General features: G+C 33.1%; 13 protein-coding genes and 1 pseudogene. All 14 read right to left on the bottom strand.

The window, feature by feature from the left end; genetic code table 11:
* Positions 1-141: 141 nt before the first annotated feature.
* Positions 142-1,116, bottom strand: coding sequence for an alpha/beta hydrolase fold domain-containing protein (locus BTM19_RS06100; protein ID WP_038679160.1), 975 nt, complete (start codon positions 1,114-1,116; stop codon positions 142-144).
* Positions 1,117-1,246: 130 nt separating this feature from the next.
* Positions 1,247-1,765 carry a GNAT family N-acetyltransferase gene (locus BTM19_RS06095; protein ID WP_029378213.1) on the bottom strand — a complete coding sequence of 173 codons (519 nt, stop codon included), beginning with the start codon at positions 1,763-1,765 and terminating at the stop codon, positions 1,247-1,249.
* A gap of 272 nt (positions 1,766-2,037) precedes the next feature.
* Positions 2,038-2,367 carry a thioredoxin family protein gene (locus tag BTM19_RS06090; protein ID WP_029378212.1) on the bottom strand — a complete coding sequence of 110 codons (330 nt, stop codon included), beginning with the start codon at positions 2,365-2,367 and terminating at the stop codon, positions 2,038-2,040.
* Between the two features lie 127 nt (positions 2,368-2,494).
* A pseudogene (locus tag BTM19_RS06085) lies at positions 2,495-2,899 on the bottom strand (acyl-CoA thioesterase).
* A 141-nt stretch (positions 2,900-3,040) separates the two neighbouring features.
* A complete protein-coding gene (locus BTM19_RS06080; protein WP_029378211.1) occupies positions 3,041-4,024 on the bottom strand; it encodes a D-cysteine desulfhydrase family protein in 984 nt (327 codons plus the stop codon).
* Between the two features lie 29 nt (positions 4,025-4,053).
* The gene (locus BTM19_RS06075; RefSeq protein WP_029378210.1) at positions 4,054-4,575 is read right to left on the bottom strand and encodes a VOC family protein; all 522 of its coding nucleotides are present in this window, start codon (positions 4,573-4,575) and stop codon (positions 4,054-4,056) included.
* Positions 4,576-4,597: 22 nt separating this feature from the next.
* On the bottom strand, positions 4,598-5,158 hold the full coding sequence (locus BTM19_RS06070; RefSeq protein WP_029378209.1) for a GNAT family N-acetyltransferase: 561 nt from the start codon (positions 5,156-5,158) through the stop codon (positions 4,598-4,600).
* 156 nt (positions 5,159-5,314) lie between these two features.
* Positions 5,315-7,351, bottom strand: a complete 2,037-nt coding sequence (ptsG, locus tag BTM19_RS06065) for a glucose-specific PTS transporter subunit IIBC (RefSeq protein ID WP_099265789.1) — start codon at positions 7,349-7,351, stop codon at positions 5,315-5,317.
* A 229-nt stretch (positions 7,352-7,580) separates the two neighbouring features.
* Positions 7,581-8,975 carry a YfcC family protein gene (locus BTM19_RS06060; protein ID WP_029378207.1) on the bottom strand — a complete coding sequence of 465 codons (1,395 nt, stop codon included), beginning with the start codon at positions 8,973-8,975 and terminating at the stop codon, positions 7,581-7,583.
* Between the two features lie 310 nt (positions 8,976-9,285).
* Positions 9,286-11,028, bottom strand: a complete 1,743-nt coding sequence (locus BTM19_RS06055) for a pyruvate oxidase (RefSeq protein ID WP_029378206.1) — start codon at positions 11,026-11,028, stop codon at positions 9,286-9,288.
* An 88-nt stretch (positions 11,029-11,116) separates the two neighbouring features.
* Positions 11,117-11,803 (bottom strand): LrgB family protein, encoded by a 687-nt coding sequence (locus tag BTM19_RS06050; RefSeq protein WP_029378205.1) that lies wholly within the window; start codon positions 11,801-11,803, stop codon positions 11,117-11,119.
* Positions 11,804-12,190: a CidA/LrgA family protein gene (locus BTM19_RS06045; protein ID WP_029378204.1), complete on the bottom strand. Its 387-nt coding sequence runs from the start codon at positions 12,188-12,190 to the stop codon at positions 11,804-11,806.
* Between the two features lie 359 nt (positions 12,191-12,549).
* A complete protein-coding gene (gene cidR, locus BTM19_RS06040; RefSeq protein WP_029378203.1) occupies positions 12,550-13,425 on the bottom strand; it encodes a cidABC operon transcriptional activator CidR in 876 nt (291 codons plus the stop codon).
* A 173-nt stretch (positions 13,426-13,598) separates the two neighbouring features.
* The gene (nhaC, locus tag BTM19_RS06035; protein ID WP_051664343.1) at positions 13,599-15,023 is read right to left on the bottom strand and encodes a Na+/H+ antiporter NhaC; all 1,425 of its coding nucleotides are present in this window, start codon (positions 15,021-15,023) and stop codon (positions 13,599-13,601) included.
* Between the last annotated feature and the right edge of the window lie 306 nt (positions 15,024-15,329).

Raw genomic sequence — 15,329 nt, 5'->3', positions numbered from 1 at the left:
CTATATGATTTATTTTAATAAATAATTAAAAAGAAGTGAGTTAACTGGTCTAAATTATATATTAGACTGCTAACTCACTTCTTTATTATATTAATTAAGTTTTATCATCCCACTATTAAACTATTATGTTCCATATTGAGACTAATATTTTTTGATAATCTGCTTTAGTTTTGTTATTACTTGTGCTCTTTCTGGAATTGGAAATATTGGATAAATATGAAACAAGTTATACCCTGGTAAAAAATCATGACTTATATTCTGTTTATTCAACATATTCGAAAGTTTAAGTGCATCTGGATATAATGTTTCCTTTGTACCAATGATTAACGTAATATGCCCAAGTCCTTCTAAATCTCCAAACATAGGGGAAATACGCCAATCTGTTAATGGTAAATCTCCTGACCATAATTCTAAGAAAAACTTACTTCCTTCTCTAGCTAACATCGGATCAATTTCTTCATAAATTACTGCCTCAGGATTAGATAATGTTGCATCTAGTACAGGAGAAATCATGATAATATTACTTGGCTGAGGTAGTGATTGCATTTTAATATACTGAGCAAATGATAACGCGATTTGCCCACCCGCTGAATCTCCCATCACTATGATTTGATGTGGATCTTCTACCTGTCTCACAATACTTTCATATATTTCTTTTAATAATGTAAATGTCTCTTTATATGTCGCATGTGGCACTTTGGGATAAATTGGTAAGACGATTTTAGCGTTCAATTCACTTGCAAGTGTATCGATATAATCAAAATGATGTTTCAATGGATCTTGGAACCAAGCACCACCGTGTATATATAATACGACTTGTTGTTGTCTATCGGCTTGACCATTGACCGTATAAACCGTAGACTGTTGGACAGTTGTTGCTTGCACTCTATGTTTAAAACGATACGCTGTACCATCGTATAGACCCTTTGTTTCTTCTTTCACAGCATCTAAGCTTTTTTGCGCATTTTCAACATTTTCAAATGAACTTTTCGCATTAGTAATTTTTAACATTAATTCATATAAAAAACTTTTATAACTTCGTTTTTCTCTTACTTTTACGTATAGATATGAAGCAGCAATTGTCACACTTGATAATGCAGCTATTTTCTTTATCACAATTTTTCCTCCTTGCCTATTACATTAATATTGTTATTACATATAGTTTATAACAAACTTAGCAATAATTTTAACAAAAGGAACTATATCCTTAGCTAACAATGACATTATCTAAAATTAACAAAAAGGCTTACCCTATATCTTTAGGCTCGCTATCATATATTTCATTTAACATCATAGACATATACAATTCATCAAAATAATGATCATCCATATAAACAGAACTATGTTTAATTCCTTCAATCTTGAATCCTATCTTTTCATAAAAATTCACAGCACGTTTATTGGTAGTAATCACTGTTAATTCCAACCTTCTGAGACCTTTTCGTTTAGCCCATTTAAAAGTTTCATCAAACATTTGAGTTGCTAAACCTTGTTGTTGTATGTCATTGATTAATCCAGTAACAATGTAACCAATATGCCTCACTTTTGCTAATGTACTAATATGTACCGATAAATAACCTAAGATTTGATTATTTTCCGACTTAACACCAATATAAAAATTGCGTCTTATATCGTCTACAAAGCGTTCTTTATCGAAATTTCTCTCTTCTGGTAAATAGAGCATATATTGGGACTCTTGATCAATTTTTTTCATACAATCATAAAGCGCTTCCGCTTCATTCGGACAAACCCTTTCAATTCGCATAAAAATCCCCCTTAGCACTATGAATTTTACTTATCATACATTATTTAATGTAATTATGACAGTTTTTATCAAATTTTCCACTCTTTTATGATGAGCAATTTGATTTCTAGAAAACAAAAAAAAGCTGAGAGATAATTATTGTCTCAGCTCTTTCATAATCTTTGCTTAATAGCTTTCAAATATATAGCAACCCCAAAAGAAGTTCATATTATATTAACAGAGATTCATTATTTTATTAATATGAGTAACTACAAAAAAGCGCTCACCAAATTTTAGTTATCTAAACTTTCATACATTAATCTCAATTGATGTTCAAATTGTTGCATATCAATGAAACGACCCTGGCGATGCATCTCTTTTCCATCTAGATATATCAAATCTACCGGTACTGTAAAGATAGATAATTCACCCGCTATCTCTTCCAACTCGCTTTGATTAACAATACCCAATGGTACATTAGGAAAATCCTTTACTATGTCAGCTATCTGTGGCAATACTGCGTGACACACACTACAATTGTCCCTCATAATGTGTATTATAGCCAATGGATGTCGAGCTATAAAGTCGTGAAATGAATCTATCGTTGTCAATGTTTGTTGCACGATTGAACACCACCTTTGTTTTAATAAATTGAATATCATTATGCCGTGTTTATCTATAATGTAGTAAACTTTATGCTTACCTATAATATCATACATAAACTCATTCAAATACCTCACTAAGCTAATTCTATTCTCGCAATATATTTTGAAAAACTTCTGGTAATTTGGTTAACTTTTGCTGTTGTAAGTCAAAAAATGTGCCATTTTGATGGCCTAAACAATGTACTTTGCTCTCCGACACAATCTCGAATTCGAATTCCCAACGCAATCTGCTCGCTTTTACAATGTAGCAACGTCCTATTGGTTTATCATGTATCGTTATAGGTGTTTGGTATTCTGCTTCTGTTTTCATTAATATTGGTGAAATATGTTGATTCATCATATCAGAGTAAGGCATATATTGATTTATAAAATCCGTACGTAAATCTTCAAACTACCTGATATATACTATGTTACTTACGATACCCATCCCATCTATATCGTAACCATTCACTTCTATCGCTTTTTCTGACACTAATTTCCTAATAGTCATGACTCATGACACTCCTTATATAATTACGTAGCATGTTATAACTCAATACCATTAATATGGACATACGCACATTAACCAATATAAACTTTGTCTGTAATATTTGACTTTAATGCAAACGCCATCATCGTTCTTAGTTTATTTCTACTTATCATGTGAAATTTCAGGAAGTAACTGTTGCATACGCGTTCTTGTTGCCTGTGTATAACCTTGTAATCCACCTGTATGGATAAATAAAATATTATTTTGATTGTCGTAGCTACCAGCTTTAATTTCTTCTACTAAGCCTCTAAAGGCTTTTCCTGTATAGGTTGGGTCTAAAATAATTCCTTCTTGTTGGGCAATATCGATATAAAATTGTAATTCTTCATCTGTAGCTTGCCCGTAACCTAGACCAATATAATCATCGTTGATAGATATCGTGTCAAATGATGCTATACTATCATCTAAATGAGTTAATATATCGATTATTTTTGTTTTAAATTCATACGCACTTTGAGTAACTGCGAATCCCGTGATATTTTTATTTAAATCATGGCTTATATTACCGTACCAAAGACCAGCATAAGTTCCTCCAGAACCGACAGCTAAATTAATTGAATCGAATTGGACATCCATATCTGTTTCTTGTTCAACAATCTCATTAAAAGCGTTGATATAACCGTGTGATCCTATCCAATCAGAAGCGCCTGTCGGTATAGCAAATGTCCGTTTCCCTTGTTTTTCTAATTCAGTTTGTAATGCTTCCATTGCTTCTTCTCTTGAAGCAGATGGCTCAATAATGTGAATGTGTGCCCCCAACATTGCATCTAAAAATAAATTCCCTTCAAACTCTGCCAAGTTACCTCGGAGTACTAAATGACATGTTATGTTGAATTGTGCACATAATGCAGCGGTCGCTCTTGCGTGATTTGATGTTATGGCTCCAGTTGTGATTACTGTATCGTAGCCATTATCCAAGACATATTGCAAGGTATATTCTAATTTACGCACCTTGTTACCAGAAATCTCAGTTCCAGTATAGTCGTCTCTTTTAATATAAATATTTTTACCTAAAGTCTCACTTAATTGTTCTAATTTATGAATAGGTGTTTTCAAATTAGCTACATTTAATTTGTTTTGTAACATCTTTATTTCCTCCCTTTAGTCATATCTGTTTATGGCTCTGGTATAAAAACAGTTGCTTCGCTATGTTCCGGATAATAAAAGCCATTAGGTACTGTTTGTAACTCAATGAGACTCCCCCATGGTGTTTTAATATACACTGTTTGATTACCTACCGTATCTTCATATCTTGTATTAGTATGTGGTTCAGATACTGGTATACCTCCGGCTTGTTTAACTTGTGCTAGTGTATTGTCAAAGTCATCAACATAAAATGAAATATGTGTAAATCCTATATCCTGTAAAGACGTCGGATTATTTTGTTTAGCTTGTTCAAATTCAAACATCTCTATATTAGGACCATTATTAAATACCATCATACGTTTTTTTACAATTACTGCCCCTTGTTCAATATTTAAAACATGTTCAACATGTGCTCCCCCTCGTGGCTCCTCTGCTTTAGTTTGACTATCATACGCAATTTTACCGTTTAGAGCTTCTTTGAAAAACTGAGTAGCACTTTCAATGTCAGGAACTGTTAAGCCTATATGGTTAATGCCTCTAGTAAGTTCCATATACTCCCCTCCTAATAACAAATTATCTCGGTTGCTGATCAAATTGTTTTTTAAGTAAGACATATCTATTCATATCTCTATAATTTTCACCATCAAAGATGTCTTCTACATCTGTTGCTAGAAAAGTAAATCCTGCTTTTTCAGCCACTTTGTTACTGGCTATATTTCTAACATCCGCTTTAATTATAAGTTTGTTAAGAGATAAGGTTTCAAATGCAAAGTGACATAAATGATTAACACAATTCGTTACTATGTTTTTACCCGCATATCCTTCAGCTATCCAATAACCTACTTCAGCTTTACGATTGTTATGATCTATTTTATGTAAATCAACAGTACCTATAAGTGATGTCTCATAGTAAATTAAGAATAACCTCGCTTTATTGTCCGCATGTTGCTGAATCATCATTTTTAAATATGCACGTTCATCTTCAATCGTCACATCTTCTGTTATAAAATCTAAAAACGGTGCCAAGTGTGTAAAGTTATTTTTAATTGTTCTATACAGTGGTTCTGCCATATTTAATTCTGGTGGTACTAACGATACTTTCGGCATTACATGCATAGTTGGTTTATATTTCATTTTTATCACCCATTACTTTCTCTTTTCTTAATTCTAATGATATTTACAATTTCAGAATATTTCAACACTTTTATTTCTATATAATCCTTATCATGATAAAAAAGCTCGAGACATATTGTATGATGTCTCGAGCTCTATTAGTTTTAATTTTATGATTTATAATTTTTGGCTAATTTTCATAATTAGTTCATCAGCAGATACATGGTTCGCATCAGCTGTTTCAATTGTACGATCTTCTAAATTTGTTACGATTAAAGGCGTTACGATACTTGGTGCGTTAGACTTAATATAGTCTAAATCAACCTTCATAAGCGGTTGACCTTTCTTAATCGTATCTCCAGTATTCACAAGACTTTCAAAACCTTCACCATTCAACTTAACTGTATCGATGCCGATATGAATCAATAATTCTATGCCTTGTTCAGATTCTAGACCAATAGCATGTTTCGTCGGGAAGATTGTTTTAACGGTTCCATCAAATGGTGCTACAATTTCTCCATTTTCTGGAACAAAACCTACACCATCACCCATCATTTTTTGAGCAAATACTTGATCAGGCACTTCTGATAAAGGAATAAGCTGTCCTTTACCCGGAGCATAAATCTCTGTATCTGAGTCTTTATTTAATTGAACCGTATTTTCCTCATCTTCTTCAGTGATTGTAGTCTCACTAGGTTTTGTGATTTCGCCTTTCATAATTAAAGACATATCATGTTTAATTTGATCAGATTTAGGTCCAAAAATTGCTTGCATATTATTACCTACTTCAAGTACACCTGAAGCACCTAATGCTTTCAATTCCGCAGTATCCACTTTACTTTTATCTGCTACTTCAACACGCAATCTCGTAATACATGCATCAAGGTGTTTGATATTATCTTGTCCACCCATTGCGTTTAAAACATTAAACGGTAATTCACTTGCAGATGAATTCGTAACTTGCGCTTGTTTATCTTCGCGACCTGGTGTTTTGTATTTAAATTTAAGGATAAAGAATCGGAATACAAAGTAGTAAATTACTGCGTAGACAAGTCCTACAGGAATAACTAGCCACCATTGTGTTTTATTAGGTAAGACCCCTAATAAGACATAATCGATAAATCCACCTGAGAAAGTATAGCCTAAGTGTACATCTAGTAAATATAAAGTTAAGAAAGATAGACCATCAAGAATTGCATGAATTAAAAATAGTAATGGTGCTACAAATAAGAATGAAAATTCTAATGGTTCTGTAATACCTGTTAAGAAAGAAGTTAAAGCTGCTGACCCCATTAATCCAGCTACTACTTTTTTATTTTCAGGTTTTGCTGTGTGATAAATTGCTAAAGCTGCTGCTGGGAGACCAAACATCATAACTGGAAATTCCCCTTGCATAAATTTACCAGCAGTTAAATTACTACCTTCTTTAATTTGTTCAATGAAGATACGTTGGTCACCATGAATTATTTCGCCAGCTGCATTTTTCCAAGCGCCAAATTCAAACCAAAACGGTGCATGAAAAATGTGATGTAAACCAAATGGAATCAACAAACGTTTAATAAATCCGAATAAGAAAACTGCGACCCCTGTATTTGAATCTAATAATCCTTCACTAAATGCGTTTAAGCCAGTTTGAATACTTGGCCATATTAATGCCATTGGGAACGCTAATACAAATGAAGTTGTTGCCATCATAATTGGTACAAAACGTTTACCAGCAAAGAAACCTAAGTAAGACGGTAATGAAATATTATAGAATTTGTTATAACACCACGCTGCTAATGCCCCAATAATAATACCGCCGAACACACCTGTTTGTAACGTTGGGATTCCTAAGACACTTGCATAACCACTTGCTGCATCGTTAACGTTATCTGGTGTCACATGTAAAAATGCCCCCATTGTTTTGTTCATAATAACATAGCCGACAAAGGCTGCAATTGCTGCAACACCATCTCCACCAGCTAAACCTATCGCAACACCCAAAGCAAATATCATTGGTAAATTATCAAATATACTACTTCCAGCGCCTGCCATCATTTCGCCAACACTCTGAACACCCGCATTTTGAATAAATGGTAGATAGTGTTGTAGTTCCTCACCTTGTATAGCTGTACCTATTGCCAACAATAGCCCGGCAGCAGGTAAAATAGCGACTGGTAACATTAAAGCTTTACCTATACGCTGAAGCTGTCCGAATAGCTTTTTAAACATATAAAAACATCCCTTCCAAAAATATAATTTGATCGTTATTAGTGCGCAAAAAGGCATGAGCAAACAGACTATTCCCTATAGTCTTTCTGTTTGCTCATGCCTGCTTAACCAGTAACACGCAAAGTAACGATATGTTTTTTTACATTATATAACGCTTTCATAAAATATACAATATAAATTTTTATTTTTAATTTGTATGACCTTATACAATTGCACCAAACAACTCACGTTAATAACCAATTATAAGTGCAATGGACATACCAATACAACAGATAATAACCCAAGCTAAGATGATCTTCCAAGCAAACTTCAACCATTGCGTATAGGTTATTTTACCTACTGCTAAGGCTCCCATCAAAATAGCTGACGTTGGAAATAATACATTACTAATAGCATCACCGTATTGGAATGCTAACACGGTAATTTGTCTATTAATATCTAACAAATCAGAAATAGGTACCATTAAAGGCATTGTAGTCAAGGCTTGACCAGACCCAGATGGTATAAAGAAATTAAGCATAAACTGTAATATAAACATAGCAATAATGACTAAAGAAGATGGTACATCCGCAAGTAACGTTGTCATGCCATGCACAATACTATCAATAACTTGACCATTTTCCAGAATAACAATAATACCTTTGGCAAATCCAACTATCATAGCACCAAACAGAATATCTTTCATTCCATCAATCATCGCATCAAAAGTACCATTTAATCCAAGGCCACCAATGAAACCAGCGAGTAAACCAGCAAGTATAAAGTTAGCGCTCATTTCATTAAATGACCAACCATACGTAAATATGCCATATACATTTAATACGATTACCATCACTATTAACCCTAAACCAATTGCTTGTCGTTTTGTAAAGCGTGCTGCTTCAATCACACTATTTTCATGACTTTCAACTTGTTCTAATTCGTATACTAAAGATTTAGACATATCTCGTTTTACAGTTCGCGCATATAACATAACTGAAGTAATTGCAGCAATTAGAATAAATATATAAATAATGGTACGTAGACCCCATCCCGAAAACATTGGTAATTCTGCCACAGTTTGTGCTACACCTACAGTAAAAGGGTTTAACATTCCACCTATAAAACCACTGGCCGCTCCCAAAATAACCATTGCTGCACCAGTAAGCGCGTCATAACCTAGTGTGCGTGCGATAATTATGCCAATAGGAACAAAGATAATCGTTTCTTCCGCTAATCCTATTGAAAAACCTAATATCGAGAAAATAGTCATAGTTAAAGGAATCATTAGCACTTTGTATGAACCTAGTGTTTGCATCGCTTTATTCACACCATTTTCAAATGCACCAGTCTTATGTACAATTCCAAACGCCCCACCTACTAGAAAAATATAAAATACAATTTCTCCACCACTAATCAACCCTTCTGGTATAGCCCTAAAAATATCAAAGAACGATACACCTTGTTGCTGAACTTGTTCATATGAACCTGATATTACTAAAGTCTGTCCATCTTTCTTCTCTCTTGCATACTCACCAGCAGGTATTAAATATGTCAGTACACTAGAAAAGATGATAATAAAGAGTAACAGAGCATAAGTGTGCGGTGTTTTTAATTGATTATTTTTGAATATTTTTTTAATCATTTTTACATCCCTCTCCAATTTAACTACACTATGCTATAAAATAATCAATGCACTATAAGTCCTAAGTGTTATTGATGCACAATGCATGCTTTTCTACTTTTGTCTGAAAATTTAGTTAACTCTATTATTCCATAGTCTTGATTTTTATCAATATCTTAGTATATAAAAAAAGAGCGAGACACAAATCAAAAGTTTCTTTGATTACATGTTCTCGCCCTATAAAATTACTTATATCATTTATATTCACTAACTATTTTCCAATAAAACATTTCAAATCTCCATCTATAGCAACTAACGCCTCATTGTTATGTTAGAAGAAACGTTTTACTGCTGTTGACATTGGTGGCAATTCATCAAAGTCTAATTTTTTATCTTCAGTAATAGATCTAAACGCCCATTTACCATAATTAATTGCTTCTTCATTTACAATTTTACCTGGTAATGGCGCTGCGTTTTCATCTACATAAACATTAACAATCGTTGGTTTATTTTCAGCCATAGCAGCTTCAACTACTTCATCAATTCTGTTTGGATCTTTAAGTGTGTAACCAACCCCGCCACAACTTTCAGCAAATTTTTCTAAGTCAATATCAGTGAAGTTAATAGCATATTCTAATTCACCGGCAGCTTGTTGTTCATATTTAATAAATGAAAGTTGTTCATTATTTAATACAAATAATGTCATTGGTAAATCATACTGCACTGCAGTTGCAAAATCTTGCATAACCATGTCAAACGCACCGTCACCAATAATACCAACTACTTGGCGATTTGGATACTCGCGTTTGGCAGCTATTGCAGTAGGTAACGCACACCCCATCGTACCTAACCAACTAGAAATAATAAATTTATTATTCACTGTTAAGTTTAAATAACGTGTAGACCATACCGTTGCTGTACCGACATCTATAGAGAAGATGGCATCGTCTGTTCTAACTTTATTTATAGCATCCATTAAACGTTCTGGTCTAATAGGTTTACTATCATTAGCCATATCTTCAGCCATCCAAGCATCCCATGTAGCCTTTCTTTCTAATGTTTTATTTAAGAAGTTGCGATCTGCAACATGCTTAGCCATATCAGTTAATTGTAGCAATGCTAGTTTGCTATCACCAAGAATGCCCACATTAACATCAAAACGGTGTCCAATATTTTCTGGATTTGTATCAATTTGTATTGCTTTGATATTTTTCTTTGGTAAATAATCTACATAAGGATAATTAGTACCAACCATAATTAATAAATCCGCATCTTGCATCGTTTGATATGCTGTTTTAGTACCTATTTTACCGAGATTTCCTATGTTATAAGGATGCGCATCAGACAGAACTGTTTTTGCTGGTAACGTTACAATCGTTGGTATCTTAAATGCTTCTATAAATTCACGGACTTCATCTTTTGCATGTTGTGCACCAGTACCAAGTAATACTACTGGCTTTTTACTTTTATTAATGAGTTTAGCCGCTTTCTTTATAGTATTTGGTTTTGGTGCTACACGAGCTGGTGGTGCAGTATCCACTTTTTGATTAGTAGTGTCTTTAACTTTGCGCGTCAATAAGTTGTTAGGCAAGATTAAGACAGATACACCTTTTTTCTCGTAAGCTGTGCGTATTGCTTCATTTACAATTCCAAAAATATCTTTGTCATTTTCAGTTACTTGATGTTTGTATACAGCTACATCATCAACCATTTTGCTAATATCGGTTTCTTGGAAAGCTTTTGTTCCTAAAGCAGTACTGTCTGTTTGGCCTGCTAAAATCAATTGAGGTACATTATCCATCTTCGCATCATACATTCCATTTAGTAAATGAATAACACCAGGGCCACCGATACTTAATGCGACGCCAATTTTACCTGTTAGTTTTGTGTATCCAGCAGCAGCTAAACTTGCTACTTCTTCATGGCGAACATGAACAAATTCAATATTATCTCTTTCCGTTCTTAAGCTATCGACCACTGCATCAATAGAATCACCAGGAATACCATATAAGTGATCAATGTCCCATGCTTGTAATGCTTTCACTAATGCTTCATTTGCTTTAATTTTTGCCATTATCAAAATAGCTCCTTTCAATATTCAAGTTGTTTCCCCATATTTTTTAATTAACTTCGCAATCTATTATCACTAAACAGTAATCATTTTAGTATAAGAAAAGGATCAGAATAGGTAAGATGATTGAACTTAGAACTGCTGTTAGTATCATTCCAATAGAACTAAATGCACCAGATTCTAAATCTATCTCTAATGCTTGCGCTGTACCAAAAGCATGTGAAGCATTTCCATATGTCAAACCTTTCGCAATTGAAGTTTTAAATCTACCTAATCTCAATAAATATGAACCTAAAATACTACCAATCAAACCAGTAGTTACAATAAACATAACTGTAATAGTATCAATACCACCTAGCTGATGTGATACTTCTATGCCTACCGCAGCAGTCATTGATCTTGGTAACATTGTTGCGATTACTTCTTTTGAGTATCCTAAAATTTTCAATATACTATACACAAATATGAAATTTAACATCACTGCTGTCAGCACACTACTAAAAATAATACTCGCATTTTGTAGTATTTTATGGCGATTTTGATATAGTGGAAATGCTAAACAAACAACAGTGCAATTCAATAAATAATGAATCCATTTTCCGCCAGTCATATAATCTTGATAATCTTCTTTAAATAATAGAAGTACAATAATAATTCCTATAGACGATATTAATGCCGGGTTTAAAAATGGTGTTTTATATTTTAACTGTAATTTTTTGGCACCTATAAACATTGCTAGTGTCAAAGCAATCATTAAAAAGCCTTTTAAAAACATCATCTAATTTTGTCCATTCCCGTATCGCGCAGTTTTAACCATTTTCTCAGCTATAAAACCAGAAATTAATGCGACACAACATGTTCCTAAAATAACCATTGAAAAGAATAGGATAAAATTCAAGTTAATATCAGAAACGACATCCATAACACCAACCACTGACGGTACAAAGAAAAACACCATCGTTGTAAGGAAAAAGTTAGAGCCTTCACTGACCCATTTTGACGGAATTACTTTAAACTGTAATAAGAGGAAAAACACAAGTAATCCTACAATGCTACCTGCGATTGGTATATGCAATACGCTCTGAATTACATTGCCTATATAAGTGATTCCCATAATTAATAATACTTGCAGTAAAATTTTTGATACCTTTTTTGATATTTGCAATATTCATCATCCTTTATTGCATTATTATTTTAAACTTTATTGATTACATCTCTTATTATAAGTCCCCTGATCATATAATAAAAATATTGATTTTTAATATGACTTATTACTTTTATGAATGAAAGCGGTTTATTCAATTATATTTATCTATAACTATTCCATATTAATAAATTTTAACAAAAACTGGAAATATGCTAATGCGCGCTTATTTTTTTACTTGCTTGATTATTTTTCAAAATAAAAAAAGAGCGGGACAACGAAAACACAATGTACAAAAGTGTTTCGCCGACCCACTTGCTATGAACAACTTTTTTAAATAAAGCTTTCTTAAAAGTAATGTGGCACTTTACAACTCATTTCTATAAACGTTCTTTCATAAATTCAATCCATTTTCTTGTTGCGTGGCTAAGATATTTATCTCGCTTCCAAATAACTCCCAATTCCCAACGCATACTCGGATCATCAATTGTTATGTTTTTAAAGCTACCATCTAATAAATTCACAATATTTTCCGGTAATATACTTACGCCTAAGTGTGCACTTAATAAATTCTCTATAAAATTCCACTGCGAAATTTTAGATATCGTTTTCGGTACATAACCAGCGTTTTTTGCCGCTTCAATAATTTTATCATTTAGATAAAAGTCCTCATTAAATAAGATAAAATCTTCATCCTTTAACATAGCCATATTAATCTGTTCTCTATCCGCTAATCTATGTTCTTTATTTACTACTAATTTCAAGTCTTCTTGATACAGTGGTATAGAGTGAAAAATATCTTGGTCTACGGGTATCGTTGTAATACCTATATCAATTTCATCATTGATTAATTGTGTCTCAATCATTTTCCCACCTTTTTCAACAAGATTGTAGGTCACGTTTGGGTATTCTTGATGAAACTCACCTAAGATATGTATAAACTTATTCATGTTCATTACTGCTGATAAGCCAATACTTATATGACCTGTTTCTAGTCCCAACAAGCTATTAATTTCTTTTGGTAAATCTTTATATAAAGTCAAAATTTCCTTACATTTTTTGTAAAATACTTTTCCAGCATCAGTTAATACGAGTTGTCTCTTACTCCGATCGAAAAAAGTCATATTAAGTTCTTTTTCTAAGTCTTTTATTGCTTTGCTAATTGTAGGTTGAGCAATATATAGTGATTTTGAAGCGTTAGTCATTCCTTTTTGATCTACGACTTCGACAAAATATTTCATATGTTTAATATCCATATGTTTACACCTCTACTTGAAACATATTTAATACTGTTCAGTATACGTAGAATTTCTAATAATTCAATCACATACTTTATATAGTCATTCAAAAACTTATCGTATAAAAATCAGAGCGGAACACCTATGATGTCCCACTCCTTCATAATAATTACAGCTATTATATTTATGCACTATGCTAAATTTGTATCATTTTTTTGAGATTGGTCTGCTTGTTCACTCTCTGATTCATCTAAACCAATAATTTTAAAACCAATATAACCAAATATAATCGAAATGATTGGTACAGTATAATTTAAAATAGCAAACGGCGCATATTCTACCACTGAAACGCCTAAAGTTGATGCAATAAAGACACCACATGTATTCCAAGGTACAAACACAGACGTCAATGTTCCACCATCTTCTAGCGCTCTAGATAGATTTTTCGGATGCAGTTTCTTATCTTTAAACGTATTTATGTACATGCGCGATGGCACAATAATGGAAATATATTGTTCAGAACAAGTAAAGTTTGTGCCAATACACGATATAATAACGGATGCAATCAATGATCCCGTAGATTTAGCCACTTTTAAAATAACAGCAATTAACGCTGTGAGCATACCTGAATATTCTAGGACACCCCCAAAGGTCATTGCAACAAGTGTCAGTGATATTGTGTAGAACATTGACTCCAATCCACCTCGATTGAATAGTTCATCTACCAATTTATTGCCTGACTCAATTGTATAGCCTGTTTGCAGAGCTGTAAGTGCTTCTGTAATAGAACCACCTTGTAAAAATATCTGAGCAAAAAATCCTAATATGATCCCTACACAAATTGCTGGAATCGCAGGAACTTTTACTACAACAAGTGCAATTACAATAATTGGTATAAGCAATAGCCATGGTGTAATTAAAAAGTTATCTTGCATCGTTGCAAGAATGTCATTTATGTTTTTTGCATCAAAATTTCTTCCACCAAAGCGTTGCCCTATAAAGAAAAAAGCAATTAATGAAATAACTAATGCTGGGATTGTCGTATAAAACATATGTTTTATATGCTCAAACAAGTCAACACCAGTTAATCCAGAAGCTAAGTTCGTAGTGTCCGATAGCGGGCTCATCTTATCACCAAAGTATGACCCACAAATCACTGCACCAGCAACGATACCGGGTGATATACCCATACTAATGCCAATACCCATCGAGGCAACCCCCACAGTCGCCATCGTCGACCAACTACTACCTATAGCTAAAGCTACGATGCCACATAAGATAATAACAACTGCTAAAAAGTATCTTGGGTCTATCAGTTGTAATCCATAGTAAATCATCGTTGCGACTACACCGCTGCCTATCCATGATCCTATTACTAATCCTACAAGTATGATGATTACGATTGCTGGCAAAGCATGACGAATCCCCTTATACATCATTTCTTCAACTTCACTAAACTCGTAACCGTGTAACATTGTAATTAGTATCGCTACAGCTGTTCCTATTAATAAAGGAATATGCGGTTCCTTTTCTAGTACTGCAACTGTAAAAAGCATTGCTGCAATCATTGTCACTAACGTAACAATCGCCGAAACAAAACCTAATGGCTTTTTCACCTTGTGCTTACTACTATTGTTTTTAGTGTTTCTACTAAAAATAATAGCCACCTCCTTTGTTAGTTAAATCATACTCAAGTTGAGAAACACTTTCAATACTTCCTTTATTATTTAAATTTATGTTTAATTTTAATTTTTATATTCAATAAATTACATTTATTATCATTAAAAAAACATCTGTTATAGTTTTTCTTTAAGTGTTTTTTAGCAAAATTACAATTGCGTGGCATATATTTCAAATATATTAAAGTTATTTGTAATAATAGTTTATCTTATTGTACTTTTTACTCTATCTACTTATGATAA

The sequence above is a fragment of the Staphylococcus xylosus genome (assembly GCF_002732165.1).
GTDB classification, from domain to species: Bacteria; Bacillota; Bacilli; order Staphylococcales; family Staphylococcaceae; genus Staphylococcus; species Staphylococcus xylosus.
This window is presented reverse-complemented; position numbering and strand designations above follow the sequence as displayed.